At 56.6% G+C, this 25,186-nt stretch carries 19 protein-coding genes; 12 read left to right on the top strand and 7 right to left on the bottom strand.

All coding sequences use genetic code 11. The features are described 5' to 3' along the window. Positions 1-89: 89 nt before the first annotated feature. The 6 genes from Mag101_RS12780 (at position 90) to Mag101_RS12755 (ending at position 7,322) form a co-directional block, all read left to right on the top strand. Complete coding sequence (locus Mag101_RS12780) at positions 90-1,463, top strand: hypothetical protein (RefSeq protein WP_077405670.1); 1,374 nt, start codon at positions 90-92, stop codon at positions 1,461-1,463. Then, entirely contained in the window at positions 1,463-2,275 is an 813-nt protein-coding gene (locus tag Mag101_RS12775; protein WP_077405667.1) for a hypothetical protein, read from the top strand. Before Mag101_RS12780 ends, Mag101_RS12775 begins: the two co-directional genes overlap by 1 nt. Before the next feature lie 158 nt (positions 2,276-2,433). After that, positions 2,434-3,225, top strand: coding sequence for a UDP-2,3-diacylglucosamine diphosphatase (locus tag Mag101_RS12770; RefSeq protein WP_077405664.1), 792 nt, complete (start codon positions 2,434-2,436; stop codon positions 3,223-3,225). Next, the gene (locus Mag101_RS12765; RefSeq protein WP_077405661.1) at positions 3,222-4,898 is read left to right on the top strand and encodes a lysophospholipid acyltransferase family protein; all 1,677 of its coding nucleotides are present in this window, start codon (positions 3,222-3,224) and stop codon (positions 4,896-4,898) included. The genes Mag101_RS12770 and Mag101_RS12765 overlap by 4 nt, the downstream gene beginning before the upstream one ends. 143 nt (positions 4,899-5,041) lie before the next feature. Next, positions 5,042-6,499 (top strand): NfeD family protein, encoded by a 1,458-nt coding sequence (locus Mag101_RS12760; protein WP_077405658.1) that lies wholly within the window; start codon positions 5,042-5,044, stop codon positions 6,497-6,499. 61 nt (positions 6,500-6,560) lie between these two features. Continuing rightward, positions 6,561-7,322 carry a slipin family protein gene (locus Mag101_RS12755; RefSeq protein WP_077405655.1) on the top strand — a complete coding sequence of 254 codons (762 nt, stop codon included), beginning with the start codon at positions 6,561-6,563 and terminating at the stop codon, positions 7,320-7,322. Positions 7,323-7,690: 368 nt separating this feature from the next. Here the strand turns inward: Mag101_RS12755 and pgi are convergent, their stop codons facing one another. The 4 genes from pgi to nhaC all read right to left on the bottom strand — a co-directional run bounded on the left by pgi (position 7,691) and on the right by nhaC (position 12,888). Next, a complete protein-coding gene (pgi, locus tag Mag101_RS12750; protein ID WP_077405652.1) occupies positions 7,691-9,304 on the bottom strand; it encodes a glucose-6-phosphate isomerase in 1,614 nt (537 codons plus the stop codon). Positions 9,305-9,647: 343 nt separating this feature from the next. Beyond that, the gene (locus tag Mag101_RS17880; RefSeq protein ID WP_157520377.1) at positions 9,648-9,842 is read right to left on the bottom strand and encodes a hypothetical protein; all 195 of its coding nucleotides are present in this window, start codon (positions 9,840-9,842) and stop codon (positions 9,648-9,650) included. A gap of 476 nt (positions 9,843-10,318) precedes the next feature. Next, the gene (locus tag Mag101_RS12740; RefSeq protein WP_077405649.1) at positions 10,319-11,389 is read right to left on the bottom strand and encodes a DUF3549 family protein; all 1,071 of its coding nucleotides are present in this window, start codon (positions 11,387-11,389) and stop codon (positions 10,319-10,321) included. Between the two features lie 8 nt (positions 11,390-11,397). After that, the gene (gene nhaC, locus Mag101_RS12735; RefSeq protein WP_077405646.1) at positions 11,398-12,888 is read right to left on the bottom strand and encodes a Na+/H+ antiporter NhaC; all 1,491 of its coding nucleotides are present in this window, start codon (positions 12,886-12,888) and stop codon (positions 11,398-11,400) included. A gap of 371 nt (positions 12,889-13,259) precedes the next feature. Between nhaC and Mag101_RS12730 the strand changes: the two genes are divergently transcribed. The 6 genes from Mag101_RS12730 (at position 13,260) to Mag101_RS12705 (ending at position 20,665) form a co-directional block, all read left to right on the top strand. Continuing rightward, complete coding sequence (locus Mag101_RS12730) at positions 13,260-14,435, top strand: 1-acyl-sn-glycerol-3-phosphate acyltransferase (protein ID WP_077405643.1); 1,176 nt, start codon at positions 13,260-13,262, stop codon at positions 14,433-14,435. Positions 14,436-14,550: 115 nt separating this feature from the next. After that, complete coding sequence (gene dinG / locus Mag101_RS12725; protein WP_077405640.1) at positions 14,551-16,716, top strand: ATP-dependent DNA helicase DinG; 2,166 nt, start codon at positions 14,551-14,553, stop codon at positions 16,714-16,716. A 12-nt stretch (positions 16,717-16,728) separates the two neighbouring features. After that, the gene (locus tag Mag101_RS12720) at positions 16,729-17,055 is read left to right on the top strand and encodes a YqcC family protein (protein WP_077405637.1); all 327 of its coding nucleotides are present in this window, start codon (positions 16,729-16,731) and stop codon (positions 17,053-17,055) included. Between the two features lie 286 nt (positions 17,056-17,341). Beyond that, on the top strand, positions 17,342-18,031 hold the full coding sequence (locus tag Mag101_RS12715) for an ATP-dependent zinc protease (protein ID WP_198039987.1): 690 nt from the start codon (positions 17,342-17,344) through the stop codon (positions 18,029-18,031). A gap of 115 nt (positions 18,032-18,146) precedes the next feature. Then, positions 18,147-19,679: an inactive transglutaminase family protein gene (locus tag Mag101_RS12710; protein WP_077405633.1), complete on the top strand. Its 1,533-nt coding sequence runs from the start codon at positions 18,147-18,149 to the stop codon at positions 19,677-19,679. Beyond that, positions 19,679-20,665 carry an alpha-L-glutamate ligase-like protein gene (locus tag Mag101_RS12705; RefSeq protein WP_077405630.1) on the top strand — a complete coding sequence of 329 codons (987 nt, stop codon included), beginning with the start codon at positions 19,679-19,681 and terminating at the stop codon, positions 20,663-20,665. The genes Mag101_RS12710 and Mag101_RS12705 overlap by 1 nt, the downstream gene beginning before the upstream one ends. A 107-nt stretch (positions 20,666-20,772) precedes the next feature. Here Mag101_RS12705 and Mag101_RS12700 read toward each other — a convergent pair whose 3' ends face one another. The 3 genes from Mag101_RS12700 to Mag101_RS12690 form a co-directional block, all read right to left on the bottom strand. Further along, positions 20,773-23,544: a valine--tRNA ligase gene (locus Mag101_RS12700; protein WP_077405627.1), complete on the bottom strand. Its 2,772-nt coding sequence runs from the start codon at positions 23,542-23,544 to the stop codon at positions 20,773-20,775. A gap of 143 nt (positions 23,545-23,687) precedes the next feature. Next, a complete protein-coding gene (locus Mag101_RS12695) occupies positions 23,688-24,695 on the bottom strand; it encodes a hypothetical protein (protein ID WP_077405624.1) in 1,008 nt (335 codons plus the stop codon). Positions 24,696-24,716: 21 nt separating this feature from the next. Next, the gene (locus Mag101_RS12690; RefSeq protein WP_077405621.1) at positions 24,717-25,142 is read right to left on the bottom strand and encodes a DNA polymerase III subunit chi; all 426 of its coding nucleotides are present in this window, start codon (positions 25,140-25,142) and stop codon (positions 24,717-24,719) included. Between the last annotated feature and the right edge of the window lie 44 nt (positions 25,143-25,186).

Raw genomic sequence — 25,186 nt, 5'->3', positions numbered from 1 at the left:
GCATGCGCGCGTGGCGGCAGTCTATTCTGAGAGAGGGATGGATAAAATCCCGACAACCTAAAATGTAGTGGAAGTTTTTAGGTGATCTCATGACCTCAATCCCGGCCACCAAAGCCGCTATTACCGCCCTGAAAATTGAGCAGCGCGTCGAACGCGATGTGAAAGCGGGCATCCCCGAAGTCGACCGACGCAATCATACCGACAGCGAAGAGAGTATGCGCTCTTATGTTGTGCGGGAAATCATCGGTCGAGTCCACGAGAACCGCCAGGGTGAGCTCGACAAGGAGCTTGCGGATCGCAGCGACGTGGACATTCGCCAGCTCTATCAGGAAATGAAAAACACCGAATCGCTGGTGGAAAAATCCGTCGCTGCACGCCTGGCCAATCTGGTAAGCGGTATCAAGCAGCGTGCACAGGAATACTCGGCATTGCGCATGGACCTGGAAATGTTTCGGGAGCGCAATGGGCTTACCCGAGAAGCGGTGTACCGCGAGTCCAAACTGCTGCATTTTTCCATTGTATTTTTCATCGTCATTCTTGAAACCGTATTGAATGCCTTCTTCCTGTCAAAAGGCAGCGCGCTGGGCCTAGTCGGTGGTTTTTTTCAGGCGTTTATCATTTCCATGATTAACCTGGGGTTTGCAGCCTTTCTGGCCTTTTCCCTACGGCATTGTTTTCACTTAAACGCGCTGAGAAAAATCGGTGCCGGGGTGTTGTTTGGTGCGGTGTTGTTAGCGTCAGGAGTGTTTGTGCTCGGCGTGGGGCACTACCGTGAGGCACTGGAGGCTGATCCATTTACCGCGTCGCAGGTGGCGATGAGCACACTGCAGGCGCAGCCGATGGGTATTCAGGATTTCAACTCGTGGATCATGGTAGTGGTCAGTGGTATTGCCCTGGTGCTGTTGACGGCAAAGTTCTTTGTGGTGGATGACCGCTACCCGGGATATACATCGGTTACCCGGCGCGTTAAATCCCAGCATGCGGCGTGGCGCGATGCACACGAAGATGCGATTGATAGTGTTAACCAGATGGCGGAAGAAATGCAGGATGGTATTTCCGATACGGAAAAAACCATTCGCGCGCAGTTTATCCAGTTCAAGGCGAGTATTGAGCGGAGCGAAGAAATTCATCGGCACTACCACGAAGATATTATCAAGGCGCAGGGCTTGCTGGATGAACTCGTTCGTTACTATCAGTCTTATTCTGCGCGCATGATGAATCGCCGCTCCGCCTACTTCGGAGAGCTTCTGCGCTTTGAGCTGGAAAAGTTGCCCCGCCTAAATACCACGGGACTGGAACAGCATAAACAGGATCTGGCGACCTTCGAGCAGGTGATGGACGAACTGGATCACACCTACACCGGTGCGATCGATGTGGTGAACCGCCGCTGCGAGACGATTCAGGCAGCCCTTTCCGAGCTTGTGGACAAGCTTGAGTTGGATCACGGTTTGCGGAGAGGCTGATGGCTGGAGTGCGTCGAACAAGGCTCCGCAGCAGTCGCCGCGGGCGTTTCTCCAGCGAAGACAAAAAGGGTGTGCTGGTGTTTGCCCTGGGTCTGGTCATCCTGTTGGCACTGGCGGTGTTTGCACTGAAGGTGGTGCGCTCGCCGGCACGGGATTTTGATGCAGTGACTCTGTGTAACCCACACCTGCCGCGCTTTGCCCAGCATCTGGTGGTGATTGATGCGTCGGATACCATGTCTGCGCATCAGGTCCATTTTCTGAAAACGCATATTTCCGACCTACTGGCGTCCGCTGCGGTCAACGACCGCTTCTCGATCTTCGTGTTGGATGATCACTACAACGGGCTTTCCGAACCGGTGATCGATTTGTGTAAGCCGCATTCGGGGAAGGAAGTCAGTGCGCTGACGGCCAATCAGCAGTTTGTGGATGCTCTGTACAAGCAGCGCTTTGCCCAGCCACTGGATCGCGCCATCGGCCGAGCTGTGACGGGTGAAGCACAACCGGTGTCGCCAATTTATGAGGCGCTATCGGATGTCGCCGCGCTTAATCATCTGGATCCGGCGGCGCAAAACGTGCACTTGACCATTGTCAGCGACATGGTGCAGAACTCCCGCGCGGGTTCTGTCTTCAAACGGGGTTCTGCGGCCATTGACCAGCTGCCGATGATCGATTTGCGTCGCGTGCGCACGCGAGTCTACTGGCTGGATCGTGAGAAGTATCAGCGCTTCCAGACGGCGGAACTGGAGGCCAGCTGGGAGGACTACCTTGGCAGTATTTCCCGGCTGGAAAGGATTCAGCGGGTACGCAATTAGAATCTTGTTCTTCAGGAACACCGATTCCTTCGCATCTTTCCTCCTCTAGCTAGGTTTGCAATAGAAGCTTCAAGAAACAGCCGCCGGTTTGTAAGAAAACTCAAGCAAAGTCTCATGTCATCGGATGTGGTCCGAACCAACGATGATGGGACGAGCTAATGAGAAATCGATATCGCGCACTGTGGATCTCTGACGTACACCTGGGTAGCCGGGACAGCGAGCCGCAGCGGTTGGCAGACTTTCTGGCCCAGAATACCGCCGATACGGTGTATCTGGTGGGCGATATTTTTGACATGAAGGCGCTTTCCCAAGGTAAGGGAAGCTGGTGTCATGCCTCCTCCCTGTTGCTTGGGATGCTGTCTGAATTAGGCAGTAACACACCCGAAATCATCTATGTTCCCGGTAATCACGATGCCCCAATGCGCAGCTGGGCGGGCAAGCGTCTGGGCAATATCCGTGTTGAGCGCGAATGGACCCACACCACGAACGATGGCAAACGCTACTGGGTTACCCACGGCGATCAGTTCGAACATCATATCGAAATCAATCCGGTCAGCTACCACATTGGTGATCAGAGCTATTACCTGATGTTGCGGATCAATCGCTGGATTAATTACTGGCGCAGCCGTTTTGACAAGCCCTGGTGGTCTCTCGCCAATCATGTGAAGAATCGCGTGCATGCCGCCCGCCGCATGATGAATAAATTTGAAGAAGTCGCAATTCGTGAGACCGCCCGCCGTGGATTCGATGGCGTGATCTGTGGGCACATTCACCGTGCCGGTATCCGTCACAGCGCCTCTAAGAGCAGCGCAGTGACCTACGCCAACTGTGGTGATTGGGTCGACTCAATGACCGCCATTGTGGAAGAAAAGAGTGGCGCGTTGAACGTATTGCACTGGCATCAGACACCGAAGATTGCCCGAATTATGACTGAAGCGGTGGCCGCATGATTGAGCTCGAGAACCTGTTGCAAAAGAATCCCTGGTACAGCGCTGCGCCGAAAAGTCCGGCGCGCCGGTTGGTCTCCGCCACGGTAAAAAAAATATGCTGCGAGCAGCAACTGCAGCAATTTGGTAAGGATTTTCCCCATCTGGGAGGGCTGGACTTTATCCGCCAGGTCTTCCGCTCCTTTGATTTCCGCTATGACGTTAATCTGGCGGAACTTGAGCGTATTCCTACCACCGGCCCGCTGGTGATCGTATCCAACCACCCTCTGGGTAGCCTCGATGGGCTCGCACTAATCGATCTGGTGGCGCGGGTGCGTAAAGACGTGAAGGCGATCGCCAGCCAGTTGTTGTGGAATATTGAGCCGTTGCGCAGCTATTTACTGCCAGTGGATAACTTTAACGGTCGTACCCGTCGCGAGGATGTGGAGGGAATCTACGATTACCTGCGTGAAGGCGGTGCCATCATCGTATTCCCCGCAGGTGAAGTTTCGCGGCTTACCGCACAGGGTGTGCGCGACGGTCGCTGGAACCCTGGCTTTATTCGTTTTGCGGATAAGACCTGTGCATCGATTTTGCCGATGCAGGTACGCGGTCGAAATTCCTTATGGTGGTATGGTCTGTCCATGGTCAACAAGCCGCTGTCCACCTTGTGGCTGGTGCGGGAAATGTTCAAACAGGTAAGCCGAGGAATCGATATCCGTGTAGGCGCACCTGTGGCACCGGAGCATTATCGCCAGTGGCCAATGACGCCGCGTGCTCAGGCGAAGCTGTGGAAAAAACAGGTTTATCGCCTGCACAAGAAACCGCAAGAGTTGGCGCCGGAGCCAATTGCTGGGGCTGAAGCGCCGATCGATGTCGCGAAAGGTCTTGCCAGCTGCGAGACTCTCGTTGCGCAGGGGGAGTTCGAAGTGAAGCTGTATCGCCAGCAACCGGATTGTCCGGTAATGCGCGAGTTGTCGCGGCTGCGTGAAATTGCGTTTCGCGCAGTGGGTGAGGGCACCGGCAACAATCGCGACTGGGATGCGTTTGATGCCTGGTACGACCATCTCCTGCTGTGGGATAAGGAACGTCAGCAGCTCGCGGGTGCCTACCGCTTGGTAAGCACGGATGGGTTGGCTGCGGATGAAATCTATTCCACGACCCTGTTCAATTATTCCCGCTCGCCGGAGGAATGCTTGCCCGGGTCTGCAGAGCTGGGGCGCAGCTTCCTACTTCCAGAGTACTGGCGCAGCCGCGGGTTGGATCTGCTGTGGTGCGGTATTGGTCAGTGGATTTTACGTAGTAAGCGGCGATTCCTGTTTGGCCCGGTTTCAATGCCTGGCAACTTCTCTCGACGCGCCAAATCCGCGATCGTGCGCTACTTCCTGCATCACTTCGCCGCAGAGCGGCCGATGGGGAATGCGCGCCTGCCATTTGTTGAGGAACGGGTGGATCTACCGCCACTTTCCGGCTGCGCAAACGAGGATATGCTGCAGCTGAAACATATCCTGAAGGAAGAGGGTGCGGTTTTGCCGCCACTTTTCAAAAAGTACACAGCGGTTACCACTCCTGGTGGTACCAGCTTTCATGCGTTCAATATCGACCCGGATTTCTGCGATTCGGTCGACGGCCTGGTTGTGGTGGATCTGGAGAAAATGGATTCCAAGTTCGCCAGGCGATATCTCACTGCCATCTGATGCGTAGTCGCAATCAATCAGATTGCGCTCGCTCTGCCGGCTGTGGATGACCTCCCGTCCGCAACCGGCGCGCCTTTCCCTGTGTATTGTCGCAGTTCTGTTACCCTTGTGGTTTCTGATCTTTCGCACCCGGGATAACAGCTATGGAACAGTGGTGTCGGAAAGCGCTTTTCCTATTGTGGATGTTGTTTTTTGCGCATGCCTCGGCGTTTGCACAGGAAGTGGAGAGTGCTGAGAGGGCAGAGAGAGCCGCTGCCGATGCGACAAAGCCGCATATTGCGCAACTCACCATTGACGGCCCTATCGGGCCTGCAACAACAGACTATCTAATTCGTACCAGTGACAAGGCGCGCGAGCAAGGCGCGCGCCTGATTATCATCGACATGGATACACCCGGAGGGTTGGATGCAGCCACCCGGGACATCATCCAGCACATCCTCGCATCAGAGATTCCCTACGTTACCTATGTGACCCCCGCTGGTGCCCGTGCAGCCAGTGCGGGTACCTATATTTTGTATGCGAGCCATGTGGCGGCTATGACGCCATCGACAACCCTGGGTGCGGCAACACCTGTGCAGATGGGCGGTATGCCGGGACAGCAGGAACCGCCAGGGCAGCCGCCGAAAGAAGCGACTGATCAATCTTCCAAGGAGAGTGAGAACGATGCCTCTGATGGGGCGCAAGGCGGCGAAGAGGATAAGAGCGCGGGCCGCTCCGGAAGCGCGATGGAGCGCAAAGTGATTAATGACTCGGTGGCCTACATTCGTGGATTGGCGCAACGCCATGGCCGCAATGCAGACTGGGCGGAAAAGGCGGTGCGCGATGCCGCGACACTGACCGCACAGGAAGCGCTGAAAGAGAACGTGATAGATGTGGTTGCCGACAATCAACAGGATTTATTGCAGCAACTGCCAGACCGGGAAATTGTATTGCTGGGCGAAAAGCAAAAGATCGCCGCAGATGTGGCAGAGCTACCTGTAGTGGCGTACGCGCCCGATTGGCGCAACGAGTTGCTATCCCTGATCACTAACCCCCAGATCGCATATATCCTGCTGTTGATCGGCATCTATGGATTGATTTTCGAGGGCTACAGCCCCGGTGCCATAGTGCCGGGGGTGGTTGGCGTGATTTGCCTGTTACTGGCGTTTTACGCGTTACAGGTACTACCGATTAGTTACGCTGGGTTGGCGCTGATCATTGTCGGTGCACTGCTGATAGCGGCGGAATTTTTTGTGCCGAGTTTCGGCGCGCTCGGCATTGGTGGAGTGATTGCGTTAGTGATTGGTTCGGTGATGTTGATCGACAGTGACGTGCCGGGCATGCGCGTATCCAAGACTTTGATCGGCTCTATTGCTGCGGTCAGTGGTCTGGCATTACTGGGATTCATGTATGCGGTTGGCCACAGCCTGCGTAAGCCGAAGGTGCCGGCCAATCAGGCGATGGTTGGACGCGCGGCAATCGTTGATGAAGTACAGCCAGAGCTGCTGGTAAAAGTTGGTGGTGAAATCTGGCGTGCGCAGTGCGACCAACCGCTGACTAAAGGGCAGTCTGTACGGGTGACGTCCGAGCAGGGTTTGATGTTGCAGGTGCAGCCGGATTAAGCGGTTTGAATAGAGCCTTCCGGAATAGGAAGTCGAAATAAATAGTCAGGGAGAGATACTTATGATCAGTTACTTTGCCAGTCTGCTGATTCTGGCAGTCGTTCTGATAATCATGTACGCCATTCGTATTCTGCGAGAATACGAACGTGCGGTGGTGTTTTTTCTGGGACGTTTTCAGGCTGTGAAGGGGCCGGGTCTGATCATCATCATTCCGGTACTGCAGACCATGGAGCGTGTGGATTTGCGTACGGTGGTAATGGATGTGCCGACACAGGATGTGATTAGCCGGGATAACGTGTCGGTAAAAGTGAATGCGGTTGTGTATTACCGGGTAATTGATCCACAGTCTGCAATTATTAATGTGGAAAACTATCACGAGGCGGTAAGCCAACTCTCCCAAACTACATTGCGGTCGGTGCTGGGTAAGCACGAGCTGGACGAGATGTTGTCTGAGCGGGATAAACTCAATGTGGATATTCAGAAGATTCTCGATGAGCAGACGGATGCCTGGGGTGTGAAAGTCACCAATGTGGAAATTAAGCATATCGACCTGGATGAGAGCATGATCCGCGCGATTGCCCAACAGGCCGAAGCGGAGCGTTCACGTCGTGCCAAGGTAATTCACGCAGAGGGTGAGGCGCAGGCGGCGTTGAAACTGACCGAGGCTGCCGATCAGCTATCCAAGAATTCGAATGCGATTACGTTGCGGTATATGCAGACGTTGATTGATATTGCCGGAGAACAGAATTCGACGATTGTGTTCCCGCTGCCTATGGACTTGATTAAGCCCCTTTTGGATCAGCGTTCTGTGAAAACTAGCTAACCCAGTGGAGCCAACTAAATTAATTCGGTGGCGGCGAAGTACTGGGTAAACCTTTCGAAACCGCTGTGAATACGTCCATGTACGCTGCGTCGGCGACGTCCTTGTCGCCGACGCTTTCGAAAAGGTTTACCCAGCACCCCGCCTTCAGTCTAAAGCTGAGCAGCTTTTTAAAAGTAAGAGGTTGTCAGTGTTATGAATAAAGCTTTGTAGTTGATGAGAAGTTAAAGTGCCGGGGAAGGGTTTTGGGGAGCGTCGCAAACAGGATGTTTGCGCCGCAGCGCCCAGGGATGGGTTTACAGCGGTCCCGAAAACCCTTCCCCGGTGCTTTAACGCCCGTGACTCTCCTAAGTGGAGCCCCGGGGGTAATATCACTTAAGCAGCTTTTTAAGCAGCAAAGCAGTAGATCCATCCCAATCCTCAGGGACCTCTCCATCAATGGCCGCATGCACGCCATTGCCAAGCACCTTGCCCAGTTCCACACCCCACTGATCAAACGGGTTGATATCCAGCAGGCAGCCAAAGGTAAATACCTTGTGCTCGTAGAGTGCCAGCAGGCTACCAAGATGGAACGGGTCCAGCTTTTCCACAATCAGCGTATTGCTCGGGCGGTTGCCGGGAACCACTTTGTGCGGTGCCAGCTGGTGGACTTCTTTATGCGTGTGGCCGGAAGCTTCCAGCTCGCGGCGGGCTTCAGCTAGTGATTTACCACGGAGTAGAGCCTGGCTCTGGCTCAAACAGCAGGACAGCAGCCATTGATGCTGTTCCTTGAGTTCGGATGTGGGTTCTTTGATGGCAACGAAATCCGCCGGGATCATGTCGGTGCCCTGATGCAACAGCTGGTGGAAAGAGTGCTGACCATTGCTGCCCTCAGCGCCCCAAATCACTGCACCACTCGGGTAAGGCAGAGGCTGGCCGTCGCGGGTGACACTCTTGCCCAAGCTCTCCATATCCAATTGCTGCAGCCACGCCGGGAACTTGGCAAGGCGCTGCGCGTAGGGGAGAACTGCAAGGCTGCCCGCGCCCCAGCACTGGCGGTACCAGAAATGAATCAGCGCCATCAGCACCGGCAGATTCTGGGAGAATTCAGCTTCGGCGAAGTGCGTGTCCATCGCGTTCGCGCCTTTCAGCAGGTCGCTGTATGCATCAAATCCGCAGGCCAGCGCAATCGGCAACCCAATTGCAGACCACAGGGAGTAGCGGCCACCCACCCAGTCCCACATCGGGAAAATATTCTGGGCAGCGATACCGAAGTCCTGGGCAGCAACGATATTGCTGCTCACTGCAACAAAGTGCTTCTCGAGATCGGATTCACTACATCCAGCATCGAGTACCCACTGGCGCGCGGAGAGGGCGTTTTGGCGGGTTTCCAGGGTTGAGAAGGACTTGGAGGCAACGATAAACAACGTTTCGTCAGCGGGCAGGGAGGCGAGGGTATCGCTGAGGTCGGCTCCGTCGATGTTCGCCACAAAGTGGGTAGTCAGGTCCTGCTTGTGCCAGGGGCGCAGCGCCTCCCATACCATGCGCGGTCCGAGATCCGAGCCGCCAATGCCGATGTTGACCACGTGACGAATGCGCTTGCCACTAAAGCCGGTCCAGGCACCACTGTGTACCTGCTCAACAAATTGAGACATTTGCACACGGCAATCCGCTACCGCCTGTTCATGCTCAGTTTTGGGCTCTCCCTGAAAGCGCAAGGCGGTATGCAAGGCCGGGCGGTGCTCGGTGTTGTTGATGTTGGCACCGGCAAACAGCGCTTCGATACTGCTCTTTAGATTTGCGGTATCGGTGTAATCCAGCAGGTTTTGCAGCGTATCGGCGTTGAGCAAGTTCTTGCTGTAATCGAGGTACAAGCCTGCAGCTTCGGCACTAAAGGACTGCGCGCGGTCTGAGTTTGAGGCAAACAGGTCGCGCAGGGACCAGCGCTGTTGATCTTTGTGTTGCTGTAGGACGGCAATTGCGGCAGACAGGGGGAGAGCATCCATGGTCAAAACTTCTTCGCTGAAAGTAGATAAGGGTCGGCTGGAAAGCTGCTGATATTAGCGACAAACGGCCAGTGCGGCCAGTTTAACGATTCAGGCAAAGAGATGCGCAAATAGGGTGCAATTGGCGCGCAATTTCTTTCTATGTTGGGTGGGGTGCGAGGGAGAGCGGTGCGAGTCGCGGGTGGACAGGCACTTGTGAATTAATCGATGCAGGCTTGCGTCTGGCCCGAATCTTCATTTCGTGTATTGCAAACGGAAAATTTCCGCGCACAAATTTGTGGGCCCAGAAATGCAAAATGCCGCTTCGAGAAGCGGCATTTGCACGATCCTGTTATGAGAGTGGTTACTTAACCACTTTCATGCAGCGAACGTTATCGGATGCCATCCAGCAATCCGCGTCCGCAGGACAGGCCATGGAAGTCGGAATTTGTTCTGAGCCCGGTGGGCAGGCGGCCGGCATCGGAGCCGGTGCACAGCAACCTGCGAGGACCAGTGCACAAATAATTCCGGTTAAGTACTTGGCTGGAGTGAAATTCATCCCCTAACTCCTTTCCGTTGATGTTAGTCAATAGCATAGACAATAAAACGTCACCTGTTTGGTGTGCTTTGTAAAAATCTTTTCTACAAACATACCGCCCAATGGAGTGTAATAGGCGCGCGGTTAAAATAGCCGCCACACATTAATTCAGGATAAAAACACCGCCAGTTTGTCGTCCCTGAGGGCCTGAATTTAAAGGGTTAAACGCCATTTTGCGTTCAACCTTTACTCCGCGACACCGCAAAGTGTGGAATATTTTTTTTCATTAAGGTGAAAATTTAATTTTTTTCTTTTTTGCCAGAAAAATACTGTAGAAGTCGACGCCAGAAATTCAGAAATCCTATTTTTTTTGAGCGCATATTTTTTCAATGCAGGGTGTTCGGTACGCTGCTTTTCGCGCTATGGCCAAGGCGGCGGGGAGAGGAGGAAAGCAAAAGGGTGGGTAATTCGGGCCAAAGAGATGGCCCGAGATTGATTCAGGCGCCTGACTGCAGGAAGCGACCAAACGCAACGGCGACAGATTCCTGTCGTTCTGGGTCTCGCAAAACCCCGAGCAGGACATTGCGCAACTCTGGCAGAAACAGGAGATCGGTCAGTAGCAAGTTGAAGGTGTCTTGAGTCTGGCTATCGCTAAGTCGCTCCAGCCAGGTTTTGGCGATCTCTGGTTCTAGCAGATCTTCGTTGCAGCGGCTGCCGATGGCCGCGAGCACTTCCGACTGGTTGGCGGCTCCTGCAGGATTCTCCGTGAGCAACCAATTGAGAAACTGCTGCCGCATGCCCGTTGCGGGGCTGAGCGAAATGCCTCGTATCACCGCGGTGACAAGGTTAAAGTCCACCGCATCCGAGGCCAGGTTTTGTGTGGCGCGAGTGATTAGCGGCTCCACCAGCTGGTGGTCAATGGCTTCACTTTCCAGGCACTGGCAAAGCGAGATTAGCGCCGGAGTGGCAAATCGCGACAGGTTTGCGATTAGATTCTCGCGCTCTTTTTCCCAGTCCACAGCCAGGTCCGCAAGCCCCTGAAGCGCCAGCTGCTCCCAGGGGAATGCAGCCGGGTCCTTGGCATAGGCCTTGGCGGCGGGGAAGTGATCGCTCGCTGAGCGTCGCAAGACTTTGGCGGCCTTGGCATGGAACACGGCGCGTTTGTCCGCAGCGGGTGTGAACATCAGGCCGCTATCTTCCAGTGCCTGTTGCAGGGCTTTTGCCGGATCGTGGCCATTTCCGGGTTTGTAATGAGCGGGGTCGAGAGCCTTCTGTACACTGCCGAGAAACCGATCGCGAATGGGAAGGATCAGCTTACCCTGCTCATCGAGAGGAAGACGCAGAAACCAAACAGCGGGCTCTGCTGCGTCGTTTTCTTCGGCTGCTTTAGATGGCGACAACAGCAGTCCACACCAGGCCTGGCGAAGGTAAGGGTAGGGGCAGGGTGCTACCCCTTCTTCAAATATACGCGCGGCTTTGGCCGAAACTGGGCGCACCCGGCGCCCGAGGTCGAACCAGCGAAGGTCAAAGTCAGCTGAAGCAATCAGGTCGCTCAGGGTATTGGCCATGTATGAACTCAAGCCTTTTCAGCGTCTTGCAGTGGTTGTTGGGTGCCCAGTGGCATCTGTTTAAAGTGCAACCAGCCATAGGCTATGGCCAGCAGCGGGCACAGGATATTGAACAGCGCGAAAGGCGCGTAGCTGAAGGTCGCAATACCCAGCGTGGCTGCCATATACGCGCCGCAGGTGTTCCAGGGAATCAGTACCGAAGTGATGGTGCCTGAGTCTTCCAGGGTCCGAGACAGGTTCAATCCGTGCAGGCCTTTGCCTTCAAAGGCTTCTCGGAACATACGGCCTGGGATGATGATGGCCATGTACTGGTCGCCGGCTGCCGCATTCATACCGAAACAGGTGAACACGGTAGAGGTGATCAGGCCACCAACGGTTTTAACTCCGGAAAGCGCCCAGCGCACGATACGTTCCAGGAAGCCCGCGCGCTCCATTACGCCGCCAAAGGCCATTGCCGAGATAATCAGCCAGATGGTGTTGAGCATGCTGCTCATGCCGCCCTTAGATAGGAGTGATGCCACGGCTTCGTTGCTGGAGGTCGACTTGTAACCGTCGAACAGGCTGTGCCACGCACCTTTGAGAAGGCTCAGTGGGCCTTCGCCGCCGGCCAGCTGACGGGTGGCGTTGGGTTCGAAAAACATTGCAATCACACAACCCACCAGTGCGCCGATAATCAGGGTCGGGTAGGCCGGGACTCTTCGCCACGCCATAAACAGTAGAAGTGCCAGTGGCAGCAGGCTGACGATGGATATACTGAATTCTTCCTGCAGGGCACCCAGCAGTTGCTGGATATCTTCCGCGGAAGCTTGGCCGGTGTCAGCCATCAAGCCGATTGCAGCGAAGACAATGAGGGCAATGGTGAATGCGGGGATCGTCGTCCACAGCATGTGGCGAATATGCAGGAACAGGTCATTCGAGGTTACCGCTGCGGCAACGTTAGTGGTGTCCGACAGCGGGGACATCTTGTCACCGAAGTAGGCGCCGGAGATTACCGCACCGGCAGTAATTGCCGGGTCAAGGCCGAGTGCGCCGGCGATTCCCATCAGTGCCACACCCAAGGTGCCGGCAGTGGTCCAGCTGGAACCGATGCTAAGGCCAACAACCGCACAAATCACACAGCTCGCCGCGTAGAACCACTGTGGGGACAGCATCTGAACCCCGTAATAGATCATGGAGGGCACGGTGCCAGCGAGAATCCAGCTGCCGATCAGCGCGCCGACCGCGAGCAGGATCAGGATAGCGCCAAATACCAGGCTCATGCCGTGCAGCATGCCGCCTTCCATTTCTTTCCAGGTGAATCCGTTTTTCATCCCCACCAGGGCGGCAACGCCGGCGCACAGCAGCAGGGCAATCTGGTTCGGGCCGTAAGAAGAGTCGGCGCCGTAGAAAAATACCGAAAGCGAAAGCAGGCAGATGAGGATCAGGAGGGGGATCAGGGCATCCAGCAGGCTGGGATTGCGGGAGTCTTGCGGCGACTCGCTGGAAATGGTGTGACTCAAAGTGAACTCCTAGTGGCTGACGGCAACTTGGCTTGCCCGCTTGTGGCCGGCAGCCTGGTCAGTTTCTTGTTATAAAGCGGCCTATTCTCGTGGCCGGGTCCGGATATGTCTAGAGCGGGGTAAGGGGCGCCACCGGACGGCGCTGGAGATGGCTGTGGCGCCGCATAGGTGGGCGAATCGGCCAGCGTTACTCCCGGGTCGGGGTTGATGCTGGTAGTTCGCGGCTGCTTCCGGTATGTTCAGCGCCGGTTTCGCCCGGCAATTCATCTGGTTTTCGATCAGTCCGTGTACGCTGGGCCACAATAAGAATGAGCCAGAGCGCGGCGGGCGCGAACCCTCGGCGCGCTGAAGTTGGCAGGTAGCACTAGTCCATGAATGCGAGAAATATTGATCCCAGTCAGTTCGACGACATCCGCCCTTACCGGGACGACGAGGTGCGCACGGTCCTGCGCCGCCTGGTAGAAGACCCGGAAATGTCGCGGGTGGTCGCGCACTTCCTGCTTCCCGGCGCTGCTAGCAAGCTGGAGCGCCCTCTCGCGTGGATGGTGCGTCAGCTGGTGCGCTTCGAGTTCCGCAATGCCAAGAATGTTCGTGGCGTGCAGGAAGTCATTGCCAAGTACCTGGACAAAGCGGTCAACCGCACCAGCTGTGGCCTTTCGATCTCCGGGCTCGATACCCTGCCGCGCAATCGCGCCTGCCTGTTCGTGGGCAACCACCGGGATATCGCCATGGACCCGGCGCTGGCGATTCTCTCCATGTACAAGGAAGGGCACGAGACTTCCCGTATCGCGATTGGTGACAACCTGCTTTCCAAGCAGTTTGCCACCGATATCATGAAGCTCAATAAATGCTTCGTAGTGAAGCGCAGTTCGGGTAGCCGTCGCGAGAAGCTGATGGCGGCCACCAAACTGTCCAATTACATCCATCACTCGATCGTCAACGATAACGAGCACGTGTGGATCGCCCAGCGCGCGGGCCGGGCCAAAGACGGCTTGGATCGCACTAATCCTGCGCTGGCGGCCATGTTCGCCATGGCGAAGCCCAAGGATCAGCCCTTCGCGGATTTCTGGCGCGAGCTGCACATCGTACCGCTGGCAATTTCCTACGAGTGGGACCCCTGCGACCGCCACAAGGCGCGCGAGCTGTACATCAAGGAACACAAAGACGAGTACCAGAAGCAGGCCCATGAGGACCTGGGTAGTATTGCCAAGGGCGTAGTGGGCCAGAAAGGCCACATTCATGCGGCATTCGGTACCCCGATTGAGGGTGATTTCAACGATGTCGGCGCCCTCGCGGACGAGATTGATCGCCAGATCATCGGTAACTATGTCCTGCACCCCACCAATATGATCGCCTACGAAAAGATCTATGGTGAGGCGCCCGCGCTGCCCGTAGGCTACCCACCCAAGCCCTGGAACCCCGAAGAGCACCAGGAGATCCGGGAGAAGTTCGAACAGCGTATGGCGCGGATCGATGAGCGCTGGCGCGACAAGGCCATTCTTGGCTACGCCAATCCCGTGGTATCGCGCCTCGCATACGAGCAGTAATCGCACGCCACTAATCTCACGCCACAATGGCGCAAGCCTGAACAAGCGTGGATAATGGCCGGCTGATATAACCCCTGTTTAAATACAGCCCCAGTGCAAATTCAGCCGGTCCCCAGTGCTCAGCGATAAAGACAAAGAATCCATCCAGAACGCCTATCGTCAGTTCCTCAACGGCCGCGAGCTCAAAGCCCGCTATGGCCAGAAGCTGATGATTGCGGCCATCGCCCGCGCCCTGGGCGGTATCCAACGCAACGGCGCCGGCGAGCGCGACCACGGCAAGACCGACGGTGACCACATCTGTGTGGTAGAAGCCGGTACGGGTACCGGTAAAACCGTTTCCTACCTCCTGGCGGCCATCCCCATGGCGATCGCCCACGACAAAACTCTGGTTGTCTCCACCGCGACCGTGGCCCTGCAGGAGCAGATTATCCTCAAGGACCTGCCGGAGCTGGTACGCCACTCAGGCCTCAAGTTTGATGTCGCCCTCGCCAAGGGCCGCGGCCGCTACCTGTGCCTCTCCAAGCTCGATCAGCTCCTGACCGAGCTCACCTCCAGCGGTGTGGGAGGCTCCCTCGCCCTGTATGAAGACGAGAAGCCGCAAGTGGGTGAGACCGGGGTCAAGCTGTACCGGGAAATGGCCGACGAGCTGGCCAGCGGGCGCTGGGACGGCGATCGCGATAACTGGAAAGACACCCTCGAAGGCGAAGACTGGAGCCGGGTTACCACCGATCACCGGCAGTGCAGCGGTCGCCGCTGCCCCCACGTCAGCAGTTGCAGCTTCTTCCGCGCCCGCGAAAGCCTGGGCAAAAGCCGCGTGATTGTGGCGAACCACGATTTGCTGTTGGCAGACCTGGCGCTCGGCGGCGGGGCCATTCTGCCACCGCCAGAAGAAACCATTTATGTACTGGACGAGGCCCATCACCTGCCTGATAAGGCCTTGAACCACTTTGCCCACCACAGCCGCGTGGGTGCGACCACCGGCTGGTTGGATCAGGCAAATAAAAACCTCAGCCAGATGCTGGGTGAAATTGGCGATGGTGCCGAGCTGGATCGCGCCGGCGAGGAATTGCCCGCGCTGTTTACCTCCGCCAAACAAAAGCTCGAGATGGCCTGGCCACTGATCGAAGATCTGTGTGAGTTCGAGGAGGAGCGCGGTCGCGGCGGCAATCAGCAGTCGCGCAGTGCCCGCTACCGTTTCGAGGGCGGTGTTGTACCAGAATCCATGATGCAGCTTGCCGATCAGTTGCGTGAGGACTTCGATGAGATGGAAGCCCTGCTGGGCAAAATGGTGCAGTCTGCCCAGCGCATGATGGAGGATGCCCACAGTCCGGTGCCGATCGTGGACCTGGAGCGCTGGTATCCAATTTTGGGTGGCTGGCATGGCCGCGCTGAGGCCAACCTCGAACTTTGGGCTAACTATTCCAGAGAAGATCAGGGCTCGGTGCCGCAGGCCCGCTGGGTAACACTGGTGGACTGGGGCGGCTCGCTTGATTTTGAGGTGTGCAGCTCGCCAATCCTTGCGGGCAAGACTTTGGAATACAGTCTGTGGCGGCGCTGTTACGGTGCCGTACTTACCTCGGCGACCTTGACCGCGCTGGGGCGCTTTGATCGTCTCAAAATGCGCGCCGGTACCCCGGATAACGCCAGTTATGAAGTTGTGCCAAGCCCGTTTGATTTCTCCCGCGCGGAATTGAGTGTGCCCAAAGACGCTGTGGAAGCGAATAATGCAGACTTGCACACCAACGCGGTGATCGAAGCGCTGCCGGACTTGCTGGATACCCACGGGGAAGAGGGCGGCTCCTTGGTGCTATTCGCTTCGCGTAGGCAGATGGAAACCGTTTATGAGTCGCTGCCTGGTACTTGGCGCAACCGGATTCTGATGCAGGGGCAACAGTCCCGTCAGCAGCTGTTGGATAGCCACAAGAAGAGCGTCGATAAGGGCGGGCGCAGCGTATTGTTTGGTCTCGCCAGTTTTGCTGAGGGCCTCGATTTGCCGGGTAATTATTGCCGGCATGTGATTATCGCCAAGCTGCCGTTTGCTGTGCCCGATGACCCCATCGAAGCGGCGCTTGCCGAATGGATTGAGGCCAAGGGCGGCAACCCCTTTATGCAAATCACCGTGCCGGACGCAGCGCTCAAGCTGGTTCAGGCTTGCGGCCGCCTGTTGCGCACCGAGCAGGATGAAGGAACTATCTCTCTTTTGGACCGTCGTATCGTGACGAAGCGCTACGGCCGTGCCATGCTGGATTCACTACCGCCGTTCCGGCGCGCAATTAACTGACGGTTACCCAATATGAAGTCCATTTTCCCGGATATTGCTACGCTGTTGTTGGAACTGGAAGCCGAACTGCGGCTCCTCGAGCTGTGGGATGAAACCCCACCCAGCCCCGAGGCACTGGCGAGTACCCAGCCCTTCTGTGTGGATACCCTGACCTTCCCTCAGTGGCTGCAGTTTGTATTTCTGCCGCGCATGAGTCACCTGGTGGAGCTGGAACAGCCACTACCGGAAAAATGCGGTATCGCGCCTATGGCAGAAGAGTATTTCCGTGGCGGCAGCCTGCAGGGACCTGCACTGGTGGCAAAACTGGCGGAGATTGACGAGCGATTGGCGCAGGGTTGACGTTGTTTGTCGTTTGATTCATTGTGACCAATAGGTACCATTCTGGTCCGGCTGTCACGAATATCGATATTTCTGCCATTGCATCAGTGCATCTCACCGCGAATTCCACTTCCCAGAAGTGTGGATATGGGTGCTGTGCAGATGTTAAGTGGATAAGGTAGTATCCGGACTTTGCAAAATTCGGGTAGCAAGGAGCCCTCCCGATCACATACCGCCAGGATTACTTAATAACAGTACACAGGGCCGTCATGCGCGCCCTAAGGTAGTAATAAAACAGATGCGGTTTTTGCCTTTATTTTCCCTATTGCTGATGAGCCAGCTGCTCGTTGGCTGCGAATCGCTGTTTTCCCGCGCGCCAGCTGCTGCGCCGGAACCGGTAAATGTATTCGAAGATACCCCGTCAGCCGCCGATGCGGCAGCGCTACCTGGCCAGTGTCCGCCGGTTCAGGCCGTGGTGTGTGCCGAGCCCGAAGTCAAAGTGGTGGAGCGGGTTATTGAGCGTAAGTTCGAGACCATCGTTGAAGTGCCGGTGGCCAAGGACAAACTGGTGCTCGGTTCACAAGAGTATGCAATGGTCGAGCCCGGTGATCTGCGTTTAAAGGCGCAAATCGATACGGGTGTCGCCACCAGTTCTCTCCATGTGGAGCAGCTCACGCGTTTTGAACGGGACGGCAGCGACTGGGTGCGATTTAACGTTTCCAATGGCGATGACACCGAGGCGGTAAAAATTGAGCTGCCCATCGAGCGGCACGTGCGTGTAGCACGTCCGGGCTTTGATCGTCAGCGTCGACCCATTGTGAATATGAGCCTTACCATCGGTGATGTCACCCATATGGTCGAGGTAAACCTGGTGCAGCGTGGAGATTTTGACTTCCCGCTGCAGGTAGGGCGCAATTTTCTCAAGGATTCCGCTGTAGTTGATGTGAGCCGCAGGTTTGTTCAGGGCAACGGTCAGCTACCCATAGTCAGCAAATAGCCCAAGGGAATCACACTAATCCCGATAAATGTGTCGCGTTTAATGGCAGAATTAATGGCATTCGGCAGAATACGCCGCTAAATTCTGCAAATTATCTTGATACGGGGAATGGCGAATGTCGCCACGGGCTCAAGTCTACATTCTGGCTGCGCTGCTCACGCTGATGGGCGCCGGCCTCACCATATACAAAAACGTCGAACTGGGCTTTCCACTGTTGCCTGGTGAATATCGCACTGTCTGGACCATTGAGGCCAAGGTAGGGTTTACCGCAGACGGTGGCCCGGCCAAGGCTGCGCTCACCCTGCCACGGGAACAGCGCAATATGGAAGTGCTGGGGGAAACCTTCAGCTCCTCCGGCTACGGTTTCAATATCATTCAAGAAGACGACGAGTATCGCGCGGTCTGGGCCAAGCGCGAGGCCAGCGGCCCGCAGTCGCTCTTCTATCAGCTCGATGTACACCAGACGCCCGGTGCGGCGCTGGAGCAGCCCCTGGATATGAGTACCAAAGTGGTGAAACCGCTGCTGGCTGCTCGCGAACAGGAGGCGGTGCGCCAGGCGATCTACTCGCTGGTAGACACGGCCCGCCAACGCTCGTCCGATACGCAAACTTTTACCACCGAACTGCTGACCGCCCTGGCTGACCGCCGCAACCAGGACGCCAACATGATTTTTGGTTACTACAAAGATCGCTCTTTCGTCGATGTGGCGCTGTTGGTGCTGGCGGCTGCCGACGTGCCTGCACATCGTATTCGCGGCCTCTATCTGGAGGACGACCGCCGGCGGATGTCGCCGGAAGATTTGCTGGAGATCTACGACGGCATACGCTGGGTGGTGTTTGAGCCGCAGAGTGGCTCCCCAGGGGTGCCGAAAAACTTCTTTATCTGGCAGCGCGGCGGCAAAAGTCTGTTAGACGTGGAAGGTGGCTACAACTCTCGTGTGACCTTCTCTGTTATCTCCAACGACGTGCCGGCGCGGGACGTCGCCATGTTGAGTACCAGCCAGGAAAAAGAAGCCCTGGTGGATTTCTCCATATACAGCCTGCCTATTGAGCAGCAGAGCATTTTCAAACTGATTCTGCTGGTCCCTGTCGGCGCACTGGTAGTGGTATTGCTGCGCGTATTTGTCGGCCTGCGTACCTCCGGTACCTTTATGCCGGTACTGCTGGCGATTGCGTTTATTGAAACCCAGCTGCTTACCGGCCTGTCGATTTTTGTCCTGATCCTGATCCTCGGTCTGTGGATTCGTTTCTATTTAAGTAGGTTGAATTTGCTCCTTGTGGCGAGGATCGCCGCCGTCGTAGTGACGGTGGTGATCCTGATGGGCGCGATCAGTGTGATCAGTTACAAACTGGGCATTGAGCAGGCGCTGACGGTCACCTTCTTCCCGATGATTATTCTGGCCTGGACCATCGAGCGGATGTCGATAGTGTGGGAGGAAGATGGCCCTTACGAGGTACTGATTCAGGCGGGTGGTAGCCTGCTGGTGGCGGTGATTGCCTGGTGGGTGATGACCAACCGCTATATCGAGCACTGGACGTTTAACTTCCCTGAGCTGCTGCTGGTACTGCTGGGCGTGATTATGATCGTCGGTAACTACACCGGTTTCAGGCTGGCTGAACTGGCGCGCTTCCGCCAGCTGGTGCGCTGATGCACCTGTCCTATCTGTTCCGCGGTGGACTGGTCTCACCCTTCGCGCTGAATCGGCGCGGTGTGCTTGGTATGAATGCGCGCAATGTAAATTACATTGCGCGCTACAACGACCGCGACAAATACCCCATCGTTGATGACAAACTCAATACCAAGCGCCAGGCAAAGCGTTACCGTATTCCCGTACCGGAATTGATCGCTGCGTTTGAGACACAGCCAAGCCGCAGAAGGGTAATGGGTGTGATCGAGCCGCTGGACAAATTTGTGATCAAGCCCGCGCGGGGCTCGGGCGGCAAGGGAATTTTGGTGATTGTCGGGCGCGACGGCGACGACTATTTAAAGCCCTCGGGAGCCAAAGTCACCGCGCTGGATATTCAGCGCCACGTGAGCAATATCCACAGTGGCCTGTATAGCTTGGGCGGTAAGCCGGACCGGGTAATGATCGAGGCGCTGGTGGATTTTGATCCGGTGTTCGACAAGTATTCCTATGAGGGTGTGCCGGACATCCGCGTGATTGTGTTTCGTGGCTATCCGGTAATGGCCATGCTGCGCTGCTCCACACACGTTTCCGATGGCAAGGCGAATCTGCACCAAGGTGCCGTGGGTGTGGGGGTGGATCTGGCGACGGGCAAATCCTGCCATGCGGTGCAGCACGGTGTTCGAATCGACCAGCACCCGGATACCGAAATGCGTTTTTCAGCCCTCGAAGTGCCGGACTGGAAGGAGCTGGTGCGCCTCGCAGCCAGTTGTTATGAGATGACCGGGCTCGGTTATCTCGGCTGCGACATTGTACTGGACCGCCGGCGTGGGCCGCTCTTGCTGGAAGCCAATGCGCGCCCCGGCCTCGCGATCCAGATTGCCAATGGTGTTGGCTTGCGCACGCGCCTGGAACATATCGAGAAGATGGATCTGGAGCAGTTGGAAAAGGGTGTAGATGAGCGATTGGCCTACTCGATGGATTATTTCGCGGCAGAGCCGATGGCATAATCGCATAAACGGTTGAACAACCAAATCGATTCAACCAGTGAATAAAGCGAATGCATAAAAAAGGCGAGCTAGCAGCTCGCCTTTTCTGTTCTCAAGAACCAGAAAGGTTACAGGTTCTTCAGAGACTCCAGCTGTTCCGCAAAGCGCGCGCGCGCACTTTCCAGATCGGCCAGTCTTTCCTTTTCCTTGTTCACTACCGCTTCCGGTGCCTTGTTCACAAAGTTTGGATTTTTCAGCTTACCGGCAACACTGGCGAGGTCCTTGTCCAGCTTGTCGAGCTCCTTCTGAACCCGCGCGCTTTCCGCTTCCACATCGATCAGTCCTGCCATAGGTACCAGCAGTTCCAGCTCGCCCACCAGTGCAGTGGAGGAGGCTGGGGCTTCCGCACCGGCTTCCAGAGATTCGATGGACTCGAGGCTTGCCAGTTTGGTCAACAGGCTACGGGTCTGCTTCAGCAGTTCTTCGTCGCGTTCGGAGCCATTGCGCAAGATCAGCGGGATTTTCTTCGCCGGGGAAATGTTCATTTCACCGCGAATATTACGCACGCCTTCGATCACGCCCTTAAGCCAGGCGATCGCCGTTTCGGCATTTTCGTCGATGCGGTGCTCATTGGCTTCCGGGTAGGGCTGCAACATGATGGTGTCGCCGGCTTTGCCAGCCAGTTCTTTTACGCGCTGCCAGATTTCCTCGGTGATGTACGGCATCAGCGGGTGCGCCATACGCAGAATGGTTTCCAGTACGCGGATCAGTGTGCGGCGGGTACCTTTTTTCACTGCGTCGCTGGCGTTGTCGTCCCACAGCACCGGCTTGGAAAGTTCCAGGTACCAGCTGCAGTACTCACTCCATACGAAGTCGTACAGTGCCTGGGAGGCCAGGTCAAAGCGGTAGCTTTCGATGGCTTCCTTGACTGCAATTTCGGTGCGCTGCAGTTGAGAAATAATCCAGCGATCGGCGATGGACAGCTCGAAATCTTCGCTACCGTCCTGCCCGCAGTCGTGGCCGTCGCAGTTTTGCAGCACGTAGCGAGAGGCGTTCCAGATTTTGTTGCAGAAGTTGCGGAAACCCTCGATACGACCGACGTCGAACTTGATATCGCGGCCGGTGGAGGCCAGCGAGTAGTAGGTGTAGCGCAGGGCGTCGGTACCGTAGGCGGCGAGGCCGTCCGGGAATTCCTTGCGGGTCTGCTTTTCAATCTTCTCGCGCAGGCGCGGCACCTGCATGCCCGCGGTGCGTTTGGTCACCAGGCTTTCCAGGTCGATACCGTCGATCAGGTCGATCGGGTCCAGTACATTGCCCTTGGACTTGGACATCTTCTGGCCCTGGCCGTCGCGCACCAAGCCGTGCACGTATACGGTTTTAAACGGTACTTCCTTCTTGAAGTAGAGGGTTAGCATCATCATGCGCGCAACCCAGAAGAAGATGATGTCGAAGCCGGTTACCAGCACGCTGGTGGGGTGGAACATTTCCAGTTCCGGTGTTTCTTCCGGCCAGCCCAGGGTGCCGAAGGTCCACAGGCCAGAGGAGAACCAGGTGTCGAGAACGTCGTCGTCCTGGCGCAGCTCGATGTCGCCGAGGTTGTGCTTTCTGCGCACCTCTTCTTCACTGCGGCCAACGTACACATTGCCGTCGTTGTCGTACCATGCGGGGATGCGGTGGCCCCACCACAGCTGGCGGGAAATACACCAGTCCTGAATGTCGCGCATCCAGGAGAAGTACATGTTCTCGTAGTTTTTCGGCACGAATTCAACGCGGCCGTCTTCGACAACCTTGATTGCCTCATCCGCCAGCGGCTGGGTTTTTACGTACCACTGGTCGGTGAGCCAAGGCTCAATCACCACGCCGCTGCGGTCGCCGCGCGGAACCTTCAAGGTATGCGGCTCGATTTTTTCCAGCAGGCCCAGTGCATCCAGGTCATCTACTACTTGCGTGCGCGCAGCAAAACGCTCCATGCCGCGGTATTTTTCCGGCACGTTATCGTTGAGGATGGCGTCCTGGTCCAGGATATTGATCATTTCCAGATCGTGGCGCTGGCCCATCTCGTAGTCGTTGAAGTCGTGGGCCGGGGTGATCTTCACGCAGCCGGTACCGAACTCCAGGTCAACATAGTCGTCGCCGATGATCGGGATCTCACGGTCCGCCAGTGGCAGCTTGATGGTCTTGCCGATCAGGTGCTTGTAACGTTCGTCTTCCGGGTGCACGGCAACCGCGGTATCGCCCAGCATGGTTTCCGGACGGGTAGTGGCAACCACAAGGTGACCGGAACCGTCAGACAGCGGGTAGCGGAAATGCCACAGGCTGCCTTGCTCTTCTTCGTTCAGCACTTCGAGATCAGAGATCGCGGTGTGCAGTTTTGGATCCCAGTTCACCAGGCGCTTGCCGCGGTAGATAAGGTCGTCTTCGTACAGACGAATGAAGACTTCCTGCACCGCTTTGTAGAAGCCATCGTCCATGGTGAAGCGTTCGCGGGACCAGTCCGGGCTGGCGCCCAGGCGACGTAGCTGGCGGGTGATATTACCGCCGGACTCTTCCTTCCACTCCCACACTTTCTCAATGAACTTGTCGCGGCCCAGCTCGTGGCGATTCTTGCCATCGGCGGCCAGCAGGCGCTCCACCACCATCTGAGTGGCGATACCGGCATGGTCGGTACCCACCTGCCACAGGGTGTTGTCGCCCTTCATGCGGTGGTAGCGAATCAGCGCATCCATGATGGATTCCTGGAAGCCGTGGCCCATGTGCAGGCTACCGGTGACGTTCGGCGGCGGAATCATGATGCTGTAGGGGGTGGCTTCGGTATCACCGGAAGGCTTGAAGTAGCCGTTTTCTTCCCAGGTTTTGTACCACTGTTGTTCGATGGCGTTGGGCTGGTATGTCTTGTCCATGCGCGGGGGAATGCCTTGCGTTGTATGGGCTGGCTGCCGGGTCACAATTTCCCGGGCCATTAAAATTAGAGAATAGAGAAAAGGGGGCGGAATTATACCGCTGGGCCGAGGAGGGGCAAATGTTGTGCGTGCTTTGGAGCCGCTTACTCCTGCTCCGGGTAAATCTCGTCCACCAGGGCCGTGATATTGGCGCGTAGCTGCCGCTCCAGCTCCGGGAGCTGCTCGGCCATAAGTTGCTCGATCAACTTTTCCCGTGCGCTGGGTTCTTTGGGCTCATCGGTACTTTCTGAGGCCTGAGATTCGGTGGCGGCAGGCTGTTCAGCCTGTACCTGATCCGTCGTGGGTTGGGATTCTGGTGCGATGGCTTCTGTCTTGGGTTTGGCGGTGGCCAGATCCTCTGGCCGCGGTACCCGTCCGCCAGTCAGGCGCGCACGAATATGTGCTGGCAGAAATGGATTCTCAGCGCCACTTCGCTGGGGGGCGGGCTTAGTCTTAATAGTCTGTGCTTTGTCTTCGCCCGGTTTGGCGCTGTCGGCTTGAGCTTCCGACTTGGCCGTTGAGGCATCTGCCGAAGCCTGTGCTTTTTTTTCTGCAGGCTCAGGTGTCGGCTCGGATTTTTTGGGGGCCGGGTTCGCCGACGGCTCCGCCTTTTTTCGCGGAGAATCGAACAGCCCAGGTTGGAACTCTTCGCGGGACGCGGACATGCTGTCTGCTTGCGCTTCAGATTTCTTCGCGGGCTCAGGCTTCGGGCGTTTCTCTTTTGGCGTCTCTGGCTGGGCGCTGTCGGCTGCGACGGTTCGCGGAAGGTCCTGCAGGGGACGCAGCAGCTCACGGTCTGCATCGCTCAATACCGGGGCGTACTCGTCTTCCAGCTCTTCATCGATGGGGCTGAACAGGATCGGTAGGTCAGCTTCTTCCAGTGGCCGCGGCTGAGCCTTGGGGGCCGGGGATGACTCTGTTGGTTTGGCTGGTGCTGTCTGCTGCGGTTGCGCGGTGTTGCCACTGGCGGCGGGGCCGGCTACCTGGTCCAGCAGGGGAATATCCGCTTCCATGTCACTGCCCAGCAGCTCGTGCAGCGAACTTAGCTCGTTCAGCAGTTCGTGCGGCGGCTGGCCGTGGCGGTGCTTTCTGTTTTTCTTGCGGCCGGACATGGAATTAGGTTCGGGTTCTGATCAGTTGCCAATTTTATGGGATTGTAACGGATATCCGCGGTCGCGGAAGTGACTGTATCGAGTTCTTGAACGCGCCAGAGAGTCGGGATGCTGGCAGACGATTTCGGCCAGCCGGTCGAACTGGCTGAACCAGCCGGGGGTATCGGCGCACAGGTTGATCAGTAGGCCGTGATGCTGGCCGGGATCTTCGCCGCTGTTGACCTCAATGGCGGCCTGCTGGTCGAGGTTTTGGGGCGCGTGCGGCAGGAAGCTGTCCTCACGGAATGTCCACAGCAGCTCGTCCACTTGCTTGGCTTGCTCTCCGTTATCCACAGCGATCAATACCTTGAGTCCATTGCGAAACGCTTTTTCTGCGAGACGACAGGCAAAGTTCTGAATCTCATCGGGATTCTCAGAAGCCAATACGTAAAAGTCTATTCGGGTCATATTGGTAGGAATGCATTCCAAAGGTCTGATGCGAAGGTGACCAT

It is taken from the genome of Microbulbifer agarilyticus (genome assembly GCF_001999945.1).
GTDB classification, from domain to species: domain Bacteria; phylum Pseudomonadota; class Gammaproteobacteria; order Pseudomonadales; family Cellvibrionaceae; genus Microbulbifer; species Microbulbifer agarilyticus_A.
The sequence above is the reverse complement of the archived record's forward strand: the minus strand, read 5'-3'. Positions and strand labels throughout refer to the sequence as shown.